This window comes from Arthrobacter sp. Soc17.1.1.1 (assembly GCF_036867195.1).
Lineage (GTDB): Bacteria > Actinomycetota > Actinomycetes > Actinomycetales > Micrococcaceae > Arthrobacter_D.
Map to the genome: position 1 here is coordinate 481,324 of NZ_JBAJII010000001.1, position 20,531 is coordinate 501,854.

A 20,531-nucleotide genomic window follows, 5' to 3' on the forward strand; every position below is an offset into this window, starting at 1 on the left:
CATCGGGGCGGTTCCGGCAGCACAAGGGGGACGCCGCGTGGCGCACGACCGCACATTCTCGCTCGCCGTGATCGACATGGCGGGGACCACCGTCGACGAGGGCGCCCTGCAGGAGGAGGCCTTCTCGCGGGCCCTGGCCTCGCACGGCGTGCACGAGGGCACGGGTGCCTTCGACGACATGACCGCGTACGCGCGCCGGACGATGGGCACCTCCAAGGAACTCGTCTTCCGGCATCTCTTCGACGACGCCGCCACCGCCGTGGGCGTGAACCGGACCTTCGAGACGGCATACGACACCCTCCTTGCCCGGCACGGCGTCCGGCCCATCCCGGGCGCCGAGGACGCCATCCTGGCGCTGCGTGGCCTGGGCCTGAAGATCTGCCTCGCCACCGGCTTCGGGCGGCACACGCAGAACATGATCCTGGAGTCCCTCGGCTGGATGGGCCTGGCCGACCTCAGCCTCTGCCCCTCGGACGCGGGCCGCGGCCGCCCCTACCCGGACATCATCCTCACCGCGGTCCTCGCCCTCGACATCGAGGACGTCCGTTCGGTCCTCGTGGCGGGGGACACGACATCGGACGTCGTCGCGGGGCAGAGGGCCGGCGCGGGTGCGGTCATCGGGGTCCTGACGGGTGCGCACTCGGAGGCCGAACTGCGGCTCGCCGGGGCCGACGTCGTCCTGCCGTCCATGTGCCACCTGCCGCAGTGGCTCCCGTCAGGGATCGACAGCACTCAGCAGCGCGTGCCGTCCGCCGGGACCGTGCCGTCGATGAAGTAGGAGTCGACGAGGTCGAGGACGCAGTCGTTGGACCGCCCGTAGGCGGTGTGCCCCTCGCCCTGCCAGGTGACGTGCACGCCGGACTCCAGTTGCCCGGCGAGGGCGGTGGACCACTCGTAGGGCGTGGCGGGATCGCCCGTGGTGCCGATCACGACGATCGGATCCGCCCCGGCGGCCTGCAGGGGAGCCGGCCCGAGGACGGGCGGGTACTTCCACGGCGCGCACGTGATGCCGCCGTAGGCGAGGAACCGTCCGAAGGTCGGTGACGCGGCGACGAGTTCCTGCTCGTCGGCGCGCATCTGCGCGGGATCGCTCGTCATCGGGTAGTCGAGGCATGTCACGGCGAGGAAGGCCGCCGTCGAGTTGGACGCGTAGGTGCCGTCCGGCCGGCGCTCGGCGCCGAGGTCCGCGAGGTACAGCATGCTGGTCGGGTCGCCGGCGAGGGCCGCGGTGACCGCCTGGGTGAGGGTGGGCCAGTTGCCGTTGTCGTAGAGCGGCAGGATGAAGCCCTGGACGAAGGTGGAGATCGGCACGAGGCGGCCGTCCTCCGCGGTGAGCGGCTGACGCTCGACGGCGGCGAACAGGTCCTGGATCTGGCGGACGCCATCGTCCACGCTCCCGGTGTACGGGCAGTCCGCCCCCTGCTGGCAGGCGGCGACGTACGCGCGGACCGCCCGTTCGAAGCCGCCCGCCTGCCCGAGCGTGATGTTCTCGTTGCTGAGCGAGGGGTCGACCGCGCCGTCGAGCACGAGGCGTCCCACCCGCTCGGGGAACAGGTCCGCGTACGTCGCCCCCAGCTGGGTCCCGTAGGAGAAACCGAGGAAGTTGAGCTTCGGGTCGCTGACGAGCGCGCGCAGGATGTCCATGTCGCGTGCCGCCGACTCGGTGTCCACGAACCCGAGCAGTTCGCCCGTGCGCTCGGCGCAGAGATCCGCGTACTCCTGGGCGTCGGCGGTCATCAGCGCCAGGATCTCCTCCTCGGGAGCGCCGGGCGGGTAGCTCTCCTGCCGGGCCTCGTCCTGCTCGGCGTCGGTGTAGCACTCGACCGCGCTGGACCGGTTGACCCCACGGGGGTCGAACCCGACGATGTCGTAGTCCTCGCGCAGCCGCTCGCTCGTGACGTAGTCGAGGGAATCCTTCACGATGTTCACGCCGGATCCTCCGGGACCGCCCGGGTTCACGAGGACGGTGCCCTGCGCCTCGCCGGTGGCGTCGGACCGGATGGCGGACAGCTCGATGCTGCTGCGGCCGGGGTCGCTGTAGTCCAGCGGCACCTCGATCGTGGCGCACGAGAACGACTCCTCGCAGTCCTCCCACCGCACCTCCTGCGTGTAGAAGCCGCGGAGATCACCGGCCACCTCGCCGATGGCCGCCGGATCGGCGGTCTCCACACCGGTCACCGGGGCGTCCGCCCCGTCGGGGGAGAACAGGGTGCACCCGGACAGGCCGAGCACCACGGCGGCGGACGCGGCGAAGACGCCCAGGGGGCGACGGCGCGGGGCCGTACCGGGGGAGAGCGGTCCAGGGGTCATCGGTCGAGGTCCTTCCGGGACAGCAGGCTGACGGTCATCGCTTCGATCGCGAGGAGGGGGGACACATTGGTGCTGACGAGCCGCGTCCGGACCTCGTTGATCGCCTCGAGGCGCAGCAGGGTGTCCTCGGCGCTCTCACGGCGGGCGAACTCCTCGAGCTCCGGGCGCAGCGGCTCGTTCACGAGCGGCTGCCCCGTGGAGACCTGCAGCATCAGGACGTCACGGTAGAAGGAGATGAGGTCGGTCAGCGCGCGGTCGAAGTAGTCGTTCTTGGAGCGCTTCGCACGGCGGGTCTGGTCCTCCTCGAGGCGCCTGATCTGCGCCCGCAGGGACGGCGGCAGGGTGCCCGTCTCGGGGGCGCCGAGGGTGGCCAGGAGGGCGGCGCGCTCCTCGGCGTCGCGCTGCTCGAAGGAGCTCTGCGCCTCCGCCTCGGCGAGCTTCACGAGGTCGGCGGCGGCGCGCATGGCCCCGGCCACGGAGCGCAGGGTCAGCGGGAGCCGGACGATCTGGTTGCGGCGCTCCCGGGCGCCGTCGTCGGTCGCGAGGCGCTTCGCCACGCCGATGTGGCTCTGCGCGGCGCGCGCGGCCGCCTCCGCCGTCGCAGGGTCGATGCCGTCCCGTGCCACGAGCAGGTCGGCGACGTCCTGGACGGGCGGGAGCCGGAGGCCCACGGACCGGCAGCGCGAACGGATGGTCACGAGGACGTCACCCGGGCTGGGCGCGCAGAGCAGCCAGATGGTGCGCGGCGGGGGTTCCTCAATGGCCTTGAGCAGCACGTTGGTGCTGCGTTCCTGCATGCGGTCGGCGTCCTCGACGACGATGATGCGCCACCGGCCCGTGGACGGCTTGTCCTGCGCCTTGCGGACGAGCTCGCGGGCCTCGTCGATGCTGATGGTCACCTTCTCGGTGGTGACGTTGGTGAGGTCGGCGTGGGTCCCGGCGAGGACGGTGCGGCAGGCCTTGCACGTCCCGCAGCCGCGCTCGGTCAGGGCCTCCCGCTCGCAGAGCAGAGCAGCGGCGAACGCCCGGGCGGCGTTGGAGCGCCCGGAGCCGGGCGGGCCGGTGAAGAGCCAGGCGTGCGTGGGGGCGCCGGACTCGGCGGCACGGCGCAGCTGCTCCACCACCTGCTCCTGGCCGCGCAGCTCGGCCCATACGCCGGTGGCGGGCAGGCTGTGCGTGACGGCACTCATGCGGGCACCCGCGCGAGGGCCTCCAGGATGGCCCCGTGCAGCTCCTCCGGCGTGCCTGACGCGCCCAGTACCAGGTATCGTTCCGGCGCCTGGCGTGCGAGGTCCAGGAAGGCCGCCCGGATGTCCGCGTGGAAGCCGTCGGGTTCGGACTCGAGGCGGTCCTCGGGTACCGGGCCCGCGGTGCGCCGACTCCGGCCCTCCGCGGGCTCCACGTCGAGCAGGACGGTGAGATCGGGGCGGAGGCCCTCGGTGGCCCAGAGGTTCACGTCGAGGACGGCCTGCGCACCGAGTCCGCGGCCGGCGCCCTGGTAGGCGACGGAGGAGTCGATGTAGCGGTCGCACACCACGACGTCGCCGCGCCGCAGGGCGGGCAGGATCACCTGCTGCACGTGGGCCGCCCGGGAGGCGGCGAACAGGAGGGCCTCGGTGCGCGCATCGATCTCGCCGTGGCCGTGCTCGAGGACGAGCGAGCGGAGCGTCTCCCCGATCGGGGTGCCGCCCGGCTCCCGCGTGCGGACCGCCCGGCGGCCGGAGGCCTCGAGGGCCCGGCAGAGCATGGCCGCCTGGGTGGACTTGCCGGCGCCGTCGCCGCCCTCGAGGGCGACGAAGAGCCCGGGGAGTCCGTGCGGGAGGGGAAAGGTCACGGACTCAGCCTACCGAGTGGCGGCGACCTTGTGTCCGGGTAACACTTGCGGGCGCGATCGGCCGCCGGGCTAGGCTCGGAGGATGGCATCCGAGCGGTCCGACCTCGCCCCCGACACCCTCACCGTCGCCGCGGGGCGTCCTTCCCGCGAGCACGACGCACCCGTCAACGCGCCGATCGTCCTCACGACGACCTACCACGAGACGCGCGCGCCCCGGCCGGGCGACCGCATCTACGCCCGTGGTTCGAACCCCACGTGGGACCCCTTCGAGGATGCGCTCGGCGCCCTCGAGGGGGCGGACCTCCCGGCGCTCGTCTTCGCCTCGGGCCTCGGCGCCGCCGCCGCCGCGCTCTCGCTCGTGCCGTCGGGCGGAGCGGTCCTCATGCCGCGCCACGCCTACGCCGGCTCGCTCAGCCTCGCCGCCGACCTCGCCGCCCAGGGCCGCTTCGAACTGCACGTCGTCGATGTCGCGGACACCGACGCCGTCCTCGCCGAACTCGCCGGCCTCGCTGCGCGGTTCGACGCCGGGCACCTCATGCTGTGGCTCGAGAGCCCCACCAACCCGATGCTCGAGGTCGCCGAGCTGGCCGTCCTGACCGACGCCGCCCACGCGGCGGGCGCCGTCGTCGTCGCCGACAACACCTTCAACACGCCCATCGTGCACCGCCCGCTGGAGGCCGGCGTCGACGTCGTCCTGCACTCCGTCACCAAGTGGCTGGCAGGTCACTCCGACGTGGTCCTCGGGGCGCTCGTGACGTCCGACGCCGTACGGCGCGAGCGCCTCCTGGCACACCGGACGCTGCACGGCGCGATCGCGGGACCGTTTGAGGTGTGGCTCGCCCTGCGGGGACTGCGCACCCTCGCCCTGCGCATGGAACGGAGCCAGGGCACGGCGCTGGCGCTCGCGCACCGCCTCGCCGAGCATCCCGCCGTGCGCCGCGTGCGGTACCCGGGCCTGCCCTCGGACCCCGGCCACGAGCGCGCGGCCGCCCAGTTCACCGGCTTCGGCGGGATCGTCAGCATCGAACTCGACGACGTCGCCACGGCGGACGCGCTCGTCGCCGCCGTCCGGCTGTGGCTCCCCGCCACCTCCCTCGGGGGCGTCGAATCGCTCGTGGAGCGGCGTCGGCGCCAGCCCGCCGAACCGCAGACGGTGCCCGAGGCACTCGTCCGCCTGTCCGTCGGCATCGAGAACCCCGAGGACCTCTGGGCGGACCTCGACCAGGCGCTCCACCGGGCGACCGGCCATGGGGCCTCGCCGGTGCCCGCTGCGTCCCGTGCATCCCGGGAGGCGGGCCAGCTAAGCTGAACGCGTGTACCTCGTCCTCCTGATCCAGCAATACCTGTACCTCGCGCTCGGCTTCGTGGCCCTGGGGATCGAGGTGTGGGCCCTCACCGACTGCGTGCGACGCCCCGGGACGGCCTTCGAGGCCGCCTTCAAGCGGACCAAGGGGTTCTGGCTGGCCCTCACGGCCGGTGCCGTCGTCGTCGGCCTGCTGTCCACGCTGAGCAGCCGGGGCGGCTTCAACCTCTTCCAGCTCGTTGCCATCATCGCGGCGTGCGTCTACCTCGCCGACGTGAAGCCGGCCGTCAGCCAGACCTCGGGTCGCGGCGGCAGCAGCGGTCCCTACGGCCCCTGGTAGCCGCCGTTCGTCGGGCCCGGCCGCACGGCCTCCCAGGCGACGGTGACCTCGCCGAGCCGCCACCGGGACGGACCGTCCAGCAAGGGCCACCCGTCCGCCTTCAGGGCGGCGCACGCCGCCGTCCAGCGCTGCCGGTTGCCGAACGAGGCGAGTGCCGCGGCGTCGAGCCAGGCCTTGTCCAGCGCGCGGAGATACGCGTGGACGCGCTCACCGGGCACGTTCCGGTGGATCAGCGCCTTGGGCAGCCGCTCCGCCACGTCGGAGGGCAGCGCGAACGCACCGAAGCGCAGCGACACACTCAGTGAGACCGGTCCGTCGCTGTCGAGCGTGGCCCAGGTGGCACGGCGCCCGATCTCGTCGCACGTGCCGTCGATGAACACGCCGCCGGGGGCCAGCCGGCGGCGCACCTCGTCCCAGTAGGCGGCGTACTCGTCCTCGTCGTACTGCCGCAGCACGTTGAAGGCGCGCACGACCACCGGCCGCCGGCCGTCCAGCGGCAGCTCGAAGCCGCCCTGCCGGAAGTCGAGGCCGGGGCGGGCGAGCGGTGCCGCGGCGGCCACCCGAGCGGGGTCGATCTCGATGCCGACCACCTCGACGTCGGGGCGCACGGACCGCAGGCGTGTGAACAGCTCGACGGCGGTGACCGGGGCAGCCCCGTAGCCGAGGTCCACGACGAGCGGGTCCGCGGCGCGGCGGAGGCGGTGGCCCTGGGGCCCCACGAGCCAGCGGTCCATCCGGCGCAGGCGGTTCGGGGCGGTGGTGCCGCGGGTGATGGTCCCGAGAGGTTTCGGGGGACGTCGACGCGGAGGCACCCATCAAGGGTAGGGCACCCCGGACGCGCCGCTCGGCACGGCCGCGGACGCCCGTCCCGCAGCCATCGTCATACGTCGCCCGCGCATGACCTCCGGCAGTGCCATACGGCAGACTGGGACCATGACCTACACACTGATCCTGCTGCGCCATGGGCAGAGCGAATGGAACGAGAAGAACCTCTTCACCGGCTGGGTGGACGTCGCCCTCACGGAGAAGGGCCGCGAGGAAGCCACCCGCGGCGGACACCTGCTGACCGAGGCCGGCATCCTTCCCGACATCGTCTACACGTCCCGGCAGAAGCGCGCCATCATCACCGCGAATCTCGCACTCGAGGCCGCCGACCGCAGCTGGATCGACGTCAAGCGCAACTGGCGGCTCAACGAGCGCCACTACGGCGCGCTGCAGGGCAAGGACAAGGCCCAGACCCTCGCGGAGTTCGGCGAGGAGCAGTTCATGGAATGGCGCCGGTCCTACGACACCCCGCCGCCGCCGCTCGACGACGCCAGCGAGTTCTCGCAGGCCGGCGACCCGCGCTATGCGGACCTCGGCGACGCCGTCCCCCGCACCGAATGCCTGAAGGACGTCCTCGACCGCTTCCTGCCGTACTGGGAGTCCGACATCACGGTGGACATCAAGGCCGGCAGGACCGTCCTGATCGCCGCCCACGGCAACTCGCTGCGCGCCCTCGTGAAGCACCTCGACGGCATCAGCGACAGGGACATCGCCTCGCTGAACATCCCCACGGGCATCCCGCTCGTCTACGAGCTGGATGAGGACCTCAAGCCCGTGAAGGCAGGCGGCACCTACCTCGACGCCGATGCCGCGGCCGCTGCCATCGAGGCGGTCGCGAACCAGGGCAAGCACTAGCTGCCACGGCAGGAACAGGAACGACGGCGGACCCCGAGGGGCCGCCGTCGTTCCTGTTCTACGGGGTGCGGGTCAGTTCAGCGGCGCGCTGGGCTGCCATTCGCCGGTGACGAGGTAGGTGACCTTCCTGGCCACGGAGACCCCGTGATCGGCGAAACGCTCGTAGTAGCGGCTCGCGAGGGTCACGTCGACGGTCGTCGGCGCGGTCTCGTTCCAGTCCTCGGAGGCGACGGTCCTGAAGACGCCCGCGTGCAGTTCGTTGACGCGCGCGTTGGCCGCGTTGATCTCGTTGCTCAGGTCCAGGTTGCGCGTCTCCAGCAGCTCGGTGACCTTCGCCGCGATCTGCACGTCGAGTGCGGCGAGTTCGTCGAAGGTGGGCCGGATGCTCTCTGGGATGACGTTCGCGGGGAACCGCAGGCGTGCGAGCTGCGCCACGTGCCGGGCGAGGTCCCCCATGCGCTCCAGCGACGCGCTCATCCGCAGCGCGCCGACGATCATGCGGAGGTCGGATGCCACGGGCCCCTGCAGGGCGAGGATGTCGATCGCGCGCTCATCGAGGGAGTTCTGGAGGAAGTCGATCCGCGCGTCGGCGGCGATGACCTCCTGCGCGAGCTCGGTGTCGGCCCCCTGGAAGGCGCTGTTGGCCTTCTGGATCGCTTCGGAGACGAGCTGCGAGATCTCGATCAGCTCCTCCCCGATCTGATGGAGCTCGGCCTGGAATACCTTACGCACGGAGGCGTCCTTCCCACTTCGTCTGGTCCAACGGTGCACTTCCGGTCGAGCCTTCCAGCCCACGGTGAACTGATGCTCCGCTTTGTGTGAACGTTAGTTGAACCACCGGTCCATTGCCACCGGATGGCAGGGGACCGGGAAACCGCAGCGCATAAGCTATGACCGTGGACCCCCTTCTCCTGACGCTCGTGGCCGGGCTGGTCGGCCTGGCCCTCGGTGTGAGCGGCATGGCGGCGTTCCGCGCCAGCGAGGCCCAGCGGGTCCGGCTCCTCTACGAGGACGAGCCGTCGCTGCCCGACGGCGCCGCCGAGGTCCTGTCCATCATCGGCCGTGCGTACGTGATCGTGGACGCGATCGACGGCGTCGTCCGGGCCAGTCCGGCCGCCTACGCGTTCGGGCTGGTACGCGGTCACACCGTGGTGCACTCCGAACTCCTCGACCTGACGGCCCGCGTCCGGCGCGACGGCGTGATCGAGCAGCAGCAGCTCGAGCTCCCCCGGGGGCCGTTCGGCCAAGGCACGATCGTGGTGCAGGTCCGGGTGGCGGCCCTGGGCGCCGAGTACATCCTGATCCTCGCGGACGACCGCACGGAGATCACCCGCAGCGAGGAGATCCGCAACGACTTCGTGGCGAACGTCTCGCACGAGCTGAAGACGCCGGTGGGTGCCATCTCCCTCCTCGCCGAGGCCATAGACGATGCCGCCGAGGACGAGGTGGCGGTCCGCCGCTTCGCGCAGCGCATGCACAAGGAGTCCGGGCGCCTGTCGGCACTCGTGCAGGACATCATCGAGCTCTCCCGCCTGCAGGGCGCCGACGTCGTGCGCCGCGGCAAGGCCGTGGACGTGAACTCGGTCATCGCGGAGGCCGTGGACCGCAACAAGCTCCCCGCGGAGAGCAAGCAGATCGACATCGTCGTCGGCGGTTCCGCTCCCACGCCGGTGTACGGTGACCGCGACCTCCTCATGACGGCCTTCCGCAACCTCATCGACAACGCCATCCGCTACTCGCCCGAGGGCACGCGGGTGGGAGTGGGCGTGCGGTCGCGGGACGGCCTCGTGCAGGTGTCGGTCACCGACCAGGGCTCGGGCATCACGCCCGAGGAGCAGGAGCGCATCTTCGAGCGGTTCTACCGCATCGACGCCGCCCGTTCACGCCAGACCGGCGGCACGGGCCTCGGCCTCAGCATCGTCAAGCACGTGGTCTCGAACCACGGCGGCGAGGTGACGGTGTGGTCGCAGGCCGGGCAGGGCAGCACGTTCACGGTCCGCCTGCCGGAGATGGAGGGGACGTCGGAGGACGACGCCCCGTCCGCCGCGGACGGAGCGACGACGCAGGGCGCCGACAGGAAGTCGGCGAGGAAGGGCAGCACCGCTGTCCATGAGCAGGGAGTCAAGGCTTGAGCCGAATCATGATCGTCGAGGACGAGGAATCGTTCAGCGACCCGCTGTCCTACCTCCTCGGCAAGGAGGGCTTCGAGGTGTCCGTCGTGGACAACGGCCTCGACGCCATCACCGAGTTCGACCGCTCGGGCGCGGACCTCGTGCTGCTGGACCTCCAGCTGCCCGGGCTCTCCGGCACCGAGGTGTGCCGCCAACTGCGCCAGCGCTCCAGCGTGCCGGTCATCATGCTGACGGCGAAGGACGCGGAGATCGACAAGGTGGTGGGCCTCGAGCTCGGCGCCGACGACTACGTGACCAAGCCGTACTCGTCCCGTGAACTCGTGGCACGCGTGCGTGCGGTGCTCCGGCGCCAGGGCGAGCCCGAGGAACTCATCGCCAACACCATCCAGGCCGGGCCGGTCCGGATGGACATCGAACGCCACGTGGTGAGCGTCGACGGCGAGCAGGTGGCCCTGCCGCTCAAGGAGTTCGAGCTGCTCGAGATGCTGCTCCGGAACTCGGGCAGGGTCCTGACGCGCGGCCAGCTGATCGACCGCGTGTGGGGATCGGACTACGTGGGGGACACCAAGACCCTCGACGTCCACGTGAAGCGGCTCCGCAGCAAGGTGGAGCCCGACCCCTCGAACCCGCGCTACCTCATCACCGTGCGCGGCCTCGGCTACAAGTACGAGCCCTAGCGGCACCCGGCCCGGACACGGAACTGCCCGCCTCCGATCCCGGGGCGGGCAGTTCGCGTGCGTGGGGGAGGCGGGGCTACTCGCCCTCCGCCTCCTCGGTCGCGGCGGGCTCGCTCGGCCGCGGCGTGTAGCCGCCGGGGACGTACTCGCGGTACTCCTCGAGGGTCCCGTCGAGGACCGGCACCTCGAAGACGGCCTGCTCGCCCTCGACGTCGAACTCGACGTCGATGAGGGAGCCCGGGATGTCCTCGAGCCCCTCGAGCGTGCCGTCGTCCGAGGACTCCTCCTCGAACCTGAACTGGCCCTGACCGTCGATGGTCACCTCGGTCGCGGCGCCGCCGGCCTGGATGGAGAGTGTCACGGGGTCGTCGCTCGTGTTGAACACGGTGCCGATCAGCCGTCCGGCCGTCTCGTCGTCGCGACCGACGATCAGGATGTTGCGCAGGAGCACCGGCCCGAGATCCTTCACGATGCCGTCGGACGCCGCGTACGGCGTCGTCGTCGACTGATCCGTGGTGAAGCTGCAGCCGGAGACGCCCAGCGTCAGCAGTACGGCGCCTGCAGCAACGGCCTGCTGCACTCGGTTCTTCGGTGCACTATTCACAGCACAAACTCCTGGGGTTCAACAGGTGGGACCGGTGGGTGATCCGGAGCGGACGTACTCAACAGACTATCGGCAACGCCGTCGAATCGTGGTGTCGGTTTACCTGATGCGCAGTGGTCCGGATCACTAAAACCCCCTGCCGTCAAGGGGCGAATCATAGTTCTTTGTGCTTGTTCCGGCCGCCTGACCTGCGAAAACGCGGCATCGGCGTGTCGTTACCGTGATAAACTGGTTCCCGGGAAAGGGGAAAGTCCACATGGTTTTTGAGGTCGGCGAAACAGTTGTTTACCCTCACCACGGCGCAGCGAAGATCGAGGAGATCAAGATGCGCGTCATCAAGGGCGAAGAGAAGATGTATCTCAAGCTCAAGGTGGCACAGGGTGATCTGACGATAGAAGTACCAGCAGAGAACGTTGACCTCGTAGGGGTTCGCGACGTGGTGGGCAAGGAGGGCCTCGAGCATGTGTTCGACGTCCTGCGGGCCGAATTCACGGAAGAGCCCACCAACTGGTCGCGCCGCTACAAGGCGAACCTCGAGAAGCTCGCCTCCGGCGATGTCATCAAGGTCGCCGAGGTAGTACGTGACCTGTGGCGCCGCGACCACGACCGCGGCCTGTCCGCCGGCGAGAAGAGGATGCTCGCGAAAGCGCGCCAGATCCTCATCTCCGAGCTGGCACTCGCGGAGAAGACCGACGAAGAGAAGGCTGCAAGCGTTCTCGACGACGTCCTCGCCTCCTAGGAGACGACGGCGGAGCGGAAGAGGGACCTTCGGGTCCCTCTTCTGCGTTGTCCTGGCATAGGGTGACGGGATGTCCGAGAAGCAGCAGGTCGTCCCCACGGTCGGTGTCGTGGTGGTCGCCGCAGGATCCGGGCAGCGGCTGGGCCTGGGCATCCCCAAGGCCCGCGTCCTGTGCGCCGGGCGCACCCTCCTCGAACACTCCCTCGACGCCGTGATCGCGGCGGGTATCGCGAGCCATGTCGTCGTGGTCCTCCCGCAGGACGACGCCGTGCTCTCCTCGGTGGTCGCCGCCGCGGGCCGTTCCGGCGGAGCGGCCGTCACCGCGGTGCCCGGTGGCTCGACCCGGACGGATTCGGTCCGGGCCGGTCTCGATGCGCTGCCGGCGTCGATCGCCGTCGTCCTCGTCCACGACGCCGCGCGGGCCCTCACGCCACCGGACGTGTTCCGGCGCGTCGCCGCGGCGGTCGCGGCCGGCGCGCCCGCGGTCATCCCCGTGCTGCCGGTCGTCGACACGGTGAAGGTGGTGGACGGCGACGTGGTCACCGCGACCCCGGATCGCGGCGGCCTCCGTGCCGTGCAGACACCCCAGGGCTTCGACGCCGTGACCCTCCGCGCCGCGCACGCCGCCGTCGGTGCGGCCGGTCCGACGGTCACGGACGACGCCATGTTGATGGAGGCGCACGGTGCCACGGTGCGCGTGGTCGACGGCGACGCCCTCGCCTTCAAGGTCACCACGCCGCTGGACCTCGTCATCGCCGAGGCGGTCCTCGCCCGGGTGCCCGTCGACGCCACCTCCCTCCCGCACGTCGCGGGCTGACCGATATCCACCAGCAGCAGGAGCAGCCGTGTACCTGAGCGAGCACACCCACCTTCCCCGCACGGGCATCGGCGTCGACGTCCACGCCTACGCCCCCGCCGATGCGCCCGCCCCGCTGTGGCTCGCGGGTCTGCTGTGGGAGGGGGAACGGGGCCTGTCCGGGCACTCCGACGGCGACGCCGTCGCCCACGCAGCGGCCGACGCCCTCTTCTCCGCCGCCGGTGTCGGCGACCTCGGCACCCACTTCGGCACGGACCGCCCCGAATACGCCGGCGCCTCCGGGCACACCCTGCTCGCCGCGGCCGCCGCGATCGTCCGCGAGGCCGGGTTCGACATCGGCAACATCGCCGTGCAGCTCATCGGGAACCGGCCGAAGTTCGCGCCGCGCCGGGCGGAGGCGGAGGCGGTCCTCTCCGACGCCGCACAGGCACCCGTCAGCATCTCGGCGACCACCACGGACGGGCTGGGCCTGACCGGCAGGGGAGAGGGCGTCGCGGCCATCGCGACCGCCGTCCTCGTACGCTCCCGCTGACGCACAATCCCCGCGACGCCGCAGGGACGTGCGGTGCCGCCGGGTAATCTGGACCGGTGAGCCTGCGATTCTATGACACCGCCCGCGCCGAGGTGCGCCCCTTCGAACCCCTCGAACCGGGCAGGGCGAGTCTCTACTACTGCGGTGCCACGGTGCAGGGCATGCCCCATGTGGGCCACGTCCGCTCGGCGATCGCGTTCGATCAGCTCACGCGGTGGCTCGAGGCGCGGGACCTCCGCGTCACGGTGGTGCGGAACGTCACCGACATCGACGACAAGATCCTGGCCAAGTCGCAGGACTCCTTCCGCGACGGTGCCGGCGCCGAGGACCCGTCGGTGGTGCCCGAGGAGCAGTGGTGGGCCCTCGCCTACCGGTTCGAGCGCGCGTTCGACGACGCCTACACGGCGCTCGGTGTGCGCCCTCCGACCTACGAGCCGCGCGCCACCGGGCACATCCCCGAGATGCACGCGCTCATCCAGCGGCTCATCGACCGCGGCCATGCCTACCCGGCGCCGGACGGCTCGGGCGACGTCTACTTCGACGTGCGGTCCTGGCCCGCCTACGGCAGCCTCACCCGGCAGGACATCGACGACATGCAGGCCGCGCCCGACGCCGACCCGCGCGGCAAGCGCGACCCCCGCGACTTCGCCCTGTGGAAGGGCTCGAAGGACACCGACCCCGCGAGCGCGTCCTGGTCGAGCCCGTGGGGGACGGGGCGGCCCGGCTGGCACCTCGAGTGCTCCAGCATGGTCACGAAGTACCTCGGCACGGAGTTCGACATCCACGGCGGGGGCCTCGACCTGCGCTTCCCGCACCACGAGAACGAGATGGCCCAGTCGCAGGCCGCGGGCCACGCGTTCGCCCGGTTCTGGATGCACAACGGCATGGTCACCTACGGCGGCGAGAAGATGTCGAAGTCGATCGGCAACACCGTCAGCCCGCAGGAGATGATCGACGCCGCCGGGCCCCGCGTGGTGCGCTACTACCTCGGCCAGGCCCACTACCGGTCGGTGCTCGACTACCGCGAGACGTCCCTGCAGGAGGCGGCGTCGGCGGTGGCGCGCATCGACGGTTTCATCGCCAAGGCCTCCGTGCGTGTCGGCGCCCCGGCCCGGCGCCCCGTCCGTGCCGCCGACCTCCCCGAGGGCTTCGCGGCCGCCATGGACGACGACCTCAACGTCCCCCAGGCACTCGCGGTCCTCCATACCACGGTGCGCAGCGGCAACACGGCGCTGGCGGCGGGCGACGACGACGCCGTCCGGGCGGACCTCGCCGCGGTCGCCGCGATGACCGCCGTCCTCGGACTGGACGACGCGGGGACCGCCACGTCCGGCACCGTTGCCGACGCCGCGGCCACGAGGGCCCTCGATGCACTGGTCGGTGCGCGGATCGCCGAACGGACCGCTGCCCGGTCCGACCGCGACTGGGCCCGGGCGGACGCCATCAGGGACGCGCTGGCCGCCGCCGGGATCGTCCTCGAGGACGCGGCCGACGGCGTCCGCTGGTCCCTCGCCAAGGGCTGACCGGCCCGGTGCACGTGCCCTCGCGGCCCGTACGGGCGGCCCGGCGGGAGCACGTGCGGGCCCACCTGCCCGGCTCCGCGTAAACTGGAGGCGATTCTTCCTCTATATAAAGGTGTTCTTCCATGGCCAGTCACGGACGTCCAGGCGCGGTTCGCAAAACGAAAAAGGGCCCCACCATCGGCACCGGCGGCCACGGACGCAAGTCGCTCGAGGGGAAGGGCCCCACGCCGAAGGCGGAGGACCGCCCCTACCACAAGGCGTACAAGAGCAAGGAGCTCGCGGAGCGTGCGGCAGCGAAGCGGGAGGGCGGCAAGGGCGCCGGCACCGGCCGCACCCGCGGGAAGGCCGCCGAGGAGGTCGTCACCGGCCGCAACTCCGTGGTGGAGGCGCTCCGCGCCGGCATCCCGGCGAAGGCCCTCCACGTCGCCATCCGCATCGAGATGGACGACCGCGTGCGGGAGTCCCTGAAGATGGCCGCCGAACGCGGCATCCCCGTGATGGAGACCGGCAAGCCCGAACTCGACCGCATGACGGACGGCGCGGTGCACCAGGGGCTCATGCTGCAGATCCCGCCGTACGAGTACGCGGACGCACTGGACCTCGCGGACGAGACCATCGAGCGGTTCCGGCGCGGGCACATCGGCAACGCCCCGCTCTTCGTGGCACTGGACGGCATCACCGACCCCCGCAACCTGGGAGCGATCATCCGCTCCGCCTCGGCGTTCAGCAGCCACGGCGTCATCGTGCCCGAGCGCCGCTCGGTGGGCGTGACGGCGTCGGCGTGGAAAACCAGTGCCGGAGCCGCCGTGCGCGTGCCCGTGGCCCGGGTCGGCAACCTCAACGCGGCGCTGAAGGCCTTCAAGCAGAAGGGCATCTTCGTCCTCGGGCTCGACGGCGACGGCGACGTGTCGCTGCCGGAACTGTCCCTCGGCCGTGATCCCATCTGCATCGTCGTCGGCTCGGAGGGCAAGGGCCTCTCCCGGCTCGTCCGCGAGAACTGCGACCAGATCGTGTCCATCCCCATCGATTCCGCCATGGAGTCGCTGAACGCGTCGATGGCGGTGGGAATCACGCTCTACGAGGTGTCCCGCCAGCGCTCCGCCTGATCCCGCACATGACGAACCCCGCACCCCTGACGCGCGCCTCCCGCGAGTTCCCGCTCGGACTCCACCCCGCCCGGGGGGCGTGGGGTGCGGACGCGCACGCCAATGCGGCGGTCTGGGCGCCGGGCATCGCCTCCATGGACGTGCACTGGCGCCGGGCGGACGGCACGTGGACGTCGGAGACCCTGGTGGGGCTCGACGGCGGCGTCCACCACGGCCTGGTGGGCCCGGTCCCACCCGGCGCCCTCTACGCGTTCTGGCCCACGGGCAAGGACCTGCCGGGCGCCGTGGGCGAGGCGCAGCTGCTTCTCGACCCGTACGCGCGGGCCATCGAGACGATCCCTCTCGACCCCGGGCCGGCGGAGACACCGTCGCGTTCCTACTACTCCGTGTTCCTCGAGCACACCTTCGACTGGGGCACGAGCGAACGGCCCCTGACGCCGTGGCGTGACACCGTGGTGTACGAGGCGCACGTGAAGGGCCTCACGAAGCTCCACCCCGACGTGCCCGAGCGCCTCCGGGGGACCTACGCGGGCCTCGCCCACCCGGTCATGATCGCCCACCTGCGCGACCTCGGGGTGACGGCCGTGCAGCTGCTCCCCGTGCACTCCCACATCGACGAACCGCATCTCGAGCCCCTGGGCCTCGGCAACTACTGGGGCTACAACACGCTCGGCTTCTTCGCGGCCCACACGGACTACGCCACCGTGGAAGCGCGGGCCGCGGGACCGACTGCCGTCCTCGACGAGTTCAAGGGCATGGTCCGGGCGCTCCACGAGGCGGGCCTCGAGGTGATCCTCGACGTCGTCTACAACCACACCGCCGAAGGAGAACAGCACCGCCCGGCACTGTGCTGGCGCGGGCTCGGGGATGCCGACTACTACCGCCACGACACCACCGGGCGGTACGTCGACACCACCGGGTGCGGCAACACGCTCGATTTCTCCCAGCCCCGCGTCGTCGAGTTCGCGCTCGACTCGCTGCGCTACTGGGTGGAGGAGTTCAAGATCGACGGCTTCCGGTTCGACCTCGCCGTGAGCCTCGGCCGCGACGAGCACAACGCGTTCACGCAGCGACACCCCTTCCTCGTGGCCGTTCGGGCCTCCGAAGCACTGCGCGGTACCAAGCTCATCGCCGAGCCCTGGGACCTCGGGCCGGACGGCTGGCGGACCGGGCAGTTCCCCGTCGGCTGGGCGGACTGGAACGACGGCTTCCGCGACACGGTGCGGGACTTCTGGCTGCACGACATCGCCGCGATCGCCCACGGAGGGACGGGCTCCTCGCCGGGACGCCTGGCCGGATCCCTCGCCGGGTCCGCGGAGCTGTTCGCGGCCTCGGGCCGCAGCGCGCTGGCCTCGATCAACCTGGTGACCGCCCACGACGGCTTCACGCTCGCCGACCTCACCGCCTACGAGCGCAAGCACAACGAGGCCAACGGCGAGGAGAACCGCGACGGCCACAACGACAACCGCAGCTACAACCACGGCGCCGAGGGGCGTACGGAGGACGAGGGCATCCTGGCCCGCCGCGAGCGGAGCGCACGCAACATCATGGCGTCGCTGCTCATCTCGCTGGGCGTGCCGATGCTGATGGCCGGCGACGAGCTGGGGCGTACGCAGCACGGCAACAACAATGCCTACTGCCAGGACAACGAGCTCACCTGGGTGCACTGGCCCGACGACGCGGCGTCGCGCCGCATGCTCGAGGCCACGCGCACGCTGCTGTCCATCCGGAGGGATTTCCTGGCGCGGCAGCCCTCCACGTTCCCCTCACGCGCCGACCAGTCGACCCTGCTGTGGTTCAGCACGGCCGGGCTGCCCATGACCGCGCAGGAATGGAACGACCCGCGGACGCGGACCGTGCAGCTCCTCCTCGGCTCGACGGGCGGCACCATCAACGGACTCGTGGTGATCAACGGCTCGCTCGAGGACACCCGTATCCACCTGCCCTCTGCATGGATCCTGCAGGGACAGGGCGTCGAGGGGGAGCAGCCGCGCTGGTTCACCCCCACCTTCGATTCCGCGGCAGGCGGTCCTGTCGACGGGACGCTGCGCCTGCGCTCGGGCGACGGCGACACGGTGGCAGCGGACTCGGTGCGCATCTACCGCTGCTGAGGCGGTGCCGGCGGATCAGGGAGACCCTTCCGCCGGGAAGGACGAGCCCGGGAACGACGAGGCCGGTAACGACGAAGCCCGGGACCGATCAGGTCCCGGGCTTCGTCGTGCGGTGGTGCAGCCGATCAGGCGTTGACGATGAGTCCCAGCTCGGCCTTCGTCGCCAGCGTCGCGTGCTTCGGGAGCACCCGCACCGTGTAGCCGAAGGACCCGGAGTGGTCGATCCGCACGCCGCCCGTGAAGAGGTAGCGTCCGCTGCCCAGGTTCTCGGCGACGGCCAGGTCGTCGACCGTGACGTCGCTCAGCTCATCGCTCTCGAGGGCGCGCCCGTAGGCGACCTCCACGGCCACGTCGTCGGGGTCGAGGCCCCCGAGGGAGATGTACGCGTTGACCGTCAGGGAGTCGCCGATCTGCGGGTTCTCGGACACGCCGGTCGAATCGACGTGTTCCACCTGCACCGCAGGCCAGCTGCCCTGCACGCGGGAGCGCCAGGCTGCGGTCCTCTTCGCGAGCGCGAAGGAGTCGGCGGCGGCCTCCTGGCCGGAGCGCCAGGCCGGTCGGTAGAGCTTCTCCACGTAGTCCTGCAGCATCCGCTCGGCGGACACGGCCGGGCCCAGCGTCGCCATGGTGTGCTTGATCATCGCGATCCACTGGTGCGGGACGCCGTCGCGCGAGGGCTCGGACGGCCCGGCTGCACCCGCACCCTCGGCGGGGACCAGCGAGTAGAAGCGCGGGCCCACCTGGGTCTCGAGGAGGTCGTACAGGGCCGCGGCCTCGATGTCGTCGCGCTCGTCGGCGGAGGCGCCGTTGTTGGCGGTCGGGATCGCCCAGCCGTTGTCGCCGTCGTACATCTCGTCCCACCAGCCGTCGAGGACGGAGAGGTTGAGGCCGCCGTTGATCGCGGCCTTCATGCCGGAGGTCCCGCAGGCCTCGAGCGGACGCAGCGGGTTGTTCAGCCATACGTCGCAGCCCGGGAAGAGCGTGCGGGCCATGGCGATGTCGTAGTTGGGCAGGAAGACGATGCGGTGGCGGACCTCGGGATCGTCCGTGAACCGGACCAGGTCCTGGATCATGCGCTTGCCCTGCTCGTCGGCGGGGTGGGACTTACCGGCGATGACCAGCTGGATGGGGTGCTCCGGGTGCAGCAGCAGCGCCTTGAGGCGGGCGGGGTTGCGCAGCATCAGCGTGAGGCGCTTGTACGTCGGGACACGGCGCGCGAAGCCGATCGTCAGGACGTCGGGATCGAGCACCGAGTCGGTCCACGCGAGTTCGGCGTCGGCCGCGCCGCGCTTCTTCCACGAGGAGCGCAGGCGCTGGCGCACGTCGTCCACGAGGTTCGAGCGGAGGCTGCGGCGCAGTGCCCAGATGTCGGTGTCCGGGACGTCGTAGACCTTGGCCCACTGGGGGTCGAGGACGGACTCGGCGCCGAAGTGCTCGAGGGCGAAGTCCGCGATCTGCGGGTCCACCCAGCTCGGCACGTGCACGCCGTTGGTCACGGACGTGATGGGCACCTCGCGGGCGTCGAACCCCGGCCAGAGCCCGGAGAACATGCCGCGGGAGACCTCGCCGTGCAGCTTCGCCACGCCGTTGGCGCGCTGCGCGAGGCGCAGGCCCATGACGGCCATGTTGAACTTCGTCGGGTCGCCGTCTGCATAGTTCTCGGCACCGAGGGCCAGGACGCGGTCGGTGGGCACGGCGGGCGCGAGGCCGGCGTGGAAGAAGTGCTCGATCTGGGAGCGCTCGAAGCGGTCGATGCCGGCGGGCACCGGGGTGTGGGTGGTGAACACCGTGGACGCGCGTCCAGCGGTGAGCGCCTCCTCCCAGCTCATCGGCGATTCGTTGGACGGGTCCATGAGTTCGCGGATGCGCTCGATGCCGAGGAAGCCGGCGTGGCCCTCGTTGGTGTGGAAGACCTCGGGGGCCGGGGTCCCGGTGAGGCGCTGGAAGATGCGCAGGGCCTTGACCCCGCCCATCCCGAGGAGCAGTTCCTGCTGGAGGCGCTGGTCCCCGCCGCCACCGTAGAGGCGGTCGGTGACGTTGCGTGCCGCGTCGTCGTTCTCGGCGACGTTCGAGTCGAGGAGCAGGAGGGGCACGCGGCCGACGTCGGCACGCCAGATGTGCGCCGACAGCTGCCGGCCGTTGGGCAGGGGCAGCACCACCATCGCGGCGGAGCCGTCCTCCTCGCGGAGCAGGGTCAGCGGCAGTCCGTCGGGGTCGAGGACCGGGTAGGTCTCCTGCTGCCAGGCGTCCCGGGACAGGGACTGCTTGAAGTAGCCGGCCTGGTAGAGCAGGCCCACGCCGATCAGGGGGACACCGAGATCGGAGGCGGACTTGAGGTGGTCGCCGGCGAGGATGCCGAGGCCGCCGGAGTACTGCGGGAGGACGGCGCTGATGCCGTACTCGGGGGAGAAGTAGGCGATGCTGCGGGGTGTGTCCTCGCCGAGGCCCTGGTACCAGCGCGGTTCCGTCAGGTAGCTCTCGAGGTCGGCGCCGAGTTCGTGGATGCGCTGCACCAGTTTCTCGTCGGCGGCGAGCTGCTGCAGCTTCTCGCGTGTCACGGAGCCCAGGAAGGACACGGGATCGTGGCCGCTCTCCTCCCAGGCGGCGCGGTCGATGTCCTCGAACAGGCGCGAGGTCGGCAGATGCCAGGACCAGCGCAGATTGCTTGCGAGCTTGCCCAGCGGGGCGATGTTCTCGGGGAGGACGGTTCGGACGGTAAATCTGCGGATGGCCTTCACCCCGGTTAGGCTAGCGCACTTGCCCGGTGCAGGGGAGACGGGTGCGTAAACGCTTGCGTAATACAGGAGCGGCCTTGACGTTACG

19 protein-coding genes are annotated in these 20,531 nt (G+C 71.1%); 12 read left to right on the forward strand and 7 right to left on the reverse strand.

Annotated features, from left to right (window positions below; translation table 11 throughout):
• Positions 1-37 precede the first annotated feature (37 nt).
• Positions 38-778, forward strand: coding sequence for an HAD family hydrolase (locus tag V6S67_RS02315; protein ID WP_334208708.1), 741 nt, complete (start codon positions 38-40; stop codon positions 776-778).
• Here V6S67_RS02315 and V6S67_RS02320 read toward each other — a convergent pair.
• Genes V6S67_RS02320 through tmk form a run of 3 tightly spaced genes read right to left on the reverse strand, consistent with a single transcriptional unit; the run spans position 733 to position 4,144 of the window.
• Positions 733-2,310, reverse strand: coding sequence for an alpha/beta hydrolase (locus tag V6S67_RS02320; RefSeq protein WP_334208709.1), 1,578 nt, complete (start codon positions 2,308-2,310; stop codon positions 733-735). The genes V6S67_RS02315 and V6S67_RS02320 overlap by 46 nt on opposite strands.
• Complete coding sequence (locus V6S67_RS02325) at positions 2,307-3,500, reverse strand: DNA polymerase III subunit delta' (protein WP_334208710.1); 1,194 nt, start codon at positions 3,498-3,500, stop codon at positions 2,307-2,309. Before V6S67_RS02325 ends, V6S67_RS02320 begins: the two co-directional genes overlap by 4 nt.
• The gene (gene tmk, locus V6S67_RS02330) at positions 3,497-4,144 is read right to left on the reverse strand and encodes a dTMP kinase (RefSeq protein ID WP_334208711.1); all 648 of its coding nucleotides are present in this window, start codon (positions 4,142-4,144) and stop codon (positions 3,497-3,499) included. Before tmk ends, V6S67_RS02325 begins: the two co-directional genes overlap by 4 nt.
• 82 nt (positions 4,145-4,226) lie before the next feature.
• Between tmk and V6S67_RS02335 the strand changes: the two genes are divergently transcribed.
• Together V6S67_RS02335 and V6S67_RS02340 are read left to right on the forward strand one after the other, a co-directional pair.
• Complete coding sequence (locus V6S67_RS02335) at positions 4,227-5,453, forward strand: trans-sulfuration enzyme family protein (RefSeq protein WP_334208712.1); 1,227 nt, start codon at positions 4,227-4,229, stop codon at positions 5,451-5,453.
• A 4-nt stretch (positions 5,454-5,457) separates the two neighbouring features.
• A complete protein-coding gene (locus V6S67_RS02340; protein ID WP_334208713.1) occupies positions 5,458-5,787 on the forward strand; it encodes a DUF2516 family protein in 330 nt (109 codons plus the stop codon).
• On the opposite strand, the gene V6S67_RS02345 is transcribed toward V6S67_RS02340, so the two are convergent.
• Positions 5,772-6,521: a class I SAM-dependent methyltransferase gene (locus tag V6S67_RS02345; RefSeq protein WP_334211500.1), complete on the reverse strand. Its 750-nt coding sequence runs from the start codon at positions 6,519-6,521 to the stop codon at positions 5,772-5,774. The two genes, V6S67_RS02340 and V6S67_RS02345, sit on opposite strands and share 16 nt — an antisense overlap.
• A gap of 199 nt (positions 6,522-6,720) precedes the next feature.
• Between V6S67_RS02345 and V6S67_RS02350 the strand changes: the two genes are divergently transcribed.
• A complete protein-coding gene (locus V6S67_RS02350) occupies positions 6,721-7,467 on the forward strand; it encodes a phosphoglyceromutase (RefSeq protein ID WP_334208714.1) in 747 nt (248 codons plus the stop codon).
• 72 nt (positions 7,468-7,539) lie between these two features.
• On the opposite strand, the gene phoU is transcribed toward V6S67_RS02350, so the two are convergent.
• Entirely contained in the window at positions 7,540-8,199 is a 660-nt protein-coding gene (phoU, locus tag V6S67_RS02355) for a phosphate signaling complex protein PhoU (RefSeq protein ID WP_334208715.1), read from the reverse strand.
• A gap of 158 nt (positions 8,200-8,357) precedes the next feature.
• Between phoU and V6S67_RS02360 the strand changes: the two genes are divergently transcribed.
• Together V6S67_RS02360 and V6S67_RS02365 are read left to right on the forward strand one after the other, a co-directional pair.
• A complete protein-coding gene (locus tag V6S67_RS02360) occupies positions 8,358-9,599 on the forward strand; it encodes a sensor histidine kinase (RefSeq protein ID WP_442884681.1) in 1,242 nt (413 codons plus the stop codon).
• Positions 9,596-10,276: a response regulator transcription factor gene (locus V6S67_RS02365; RefSeq protein WP_334208717.1), complete on the forward strand. Its 681-nt coding sequence runs from the start codon at positions 9,596-9,598 to the stop codon at positions 10,274-10,276. Before V6S67_RS02360 ends, V6S67_RS02365 begins: the two co-directional genes overlap by 4 nt.
• A gap of 76 nt (positions 10,277-10,352) precedes the next feature.
• On the opposite strand, the gene V6S67_RS02370 is transcribed toward V6S67_RS02365, so the two are convergent.
• Positions 10,353-10,856, reverse strand: coding sequence for a hypothetical protein (locus V6S67_RS02370; protein ID WP_334208718.1), 504 nt, complete (start codon positions 10,854-10,856; stop codon positions 10,353-10,355).
• Between the two features lie 280 nt (positions 10,857-11,136).
• On the opposite strand from V6S67_RS02370, the gene V6S67_RS02375 reads away from it, so the two are divergent.
• The 6 genes from V6S67_RS02375 (at position 11,137) to glgX (ending at position 17,708) form a co-directional block, all read left to right on the forward strand.
• Complete coding sequence (locus tag V6S67_RS02375) at positions 11,137-11,619, forward strand: CarD family transcriptional regulator (protein WP_104049001.1); 483 nt, start codon at positions 11,137-11,139, stop codon at positions 11,617-11,619.
• Between the two features lie 70 nt (positions 11,620-11,689).
• A complete protein-coding gene (gene ispD, locus V6S67_RS02380; protein ID WP_334208719.1) occupies positions 11,690-12,436 on the forward strand; it encodes a 2-C-methyl-D-erythritol 4-phosphate cytidylyltransferase in 747 nt (248 codons plus the stop codon).
• 28 nt (positions 12,437-12,464) lie between these two features.
• On the forward strand, positions 12,465-12,968 hold the full coding sequence (gene ispF / locus V6S67_RS02385; RefSeq protein ID WP_334208720.1) for a 2-C-methyl-D-erythritol 2,4-cyclodiphosphate synthase: 504 nt from the start codon (positions 12,465-12,467) through the stop codon (positions 12,966-12,968).
• Positions 12,969-13,024: 56 nt separating this feature from the next.
• Positions 13,025-14,491, forward strand: a complete 1,467-nt coding sequence (gene cysS, locus V6S67_RS02390) for a cysteine--tRNA ligase (protein WP_334208721.1) — start codon at positions 13,025-13,027, stop codon at positions 14,489-14,491.
• A 122-nt stretch (positions 14,492-14,613) separates the two neighbouring features.
• Positions 14,614-15,597 carry a 23S rRNA (guanosine(2251)-2'-O)-methyltransferase RlmB gene (gene rlmB / locus V6S67_RS02395; RefSeq protein ID WP_334208722.1) on the forward strand — a complete coding sequence of 328 codons (984 nt, stop codon included), beginning with the start codon at positions 14,614-14,616 and terminating at the stop codon, positions 15,595-15,597.
• 8 nt (positions 15,598-15,605) lie between these two features.
• Positions 15,606-17,708 (forward strand): glycogen debranching protein GlgX, encoded by a 2,103-nt coding sequence (glgX, locus tag V6S67_RS02400; RefSeq protein ID WP_334208723.1) that lies wholly within the window; start codon positions 15,606-15,608, stop codon positions 17,706-17,708.
• Positions 17,709-17,833: 125 nt separating this feature from the next.
• Here glgX and glgP read toward each other — a convergent pair whose 3' ends face one another.
• Positions 17,834-20,446, reverse strand: a complete 2,613-nt coding sequence (gene glgP, locus V6S67_RS02405) for an alpha-glucan family phosphorylase (RefSeq protein ID WP_334208724.1) — start codon at positions 20,444-20,446, stop codon at positions 17,834-17,836.
• Between the last annotated feature and the right edge of the window lie 85 nt (positions 20,447-20,531).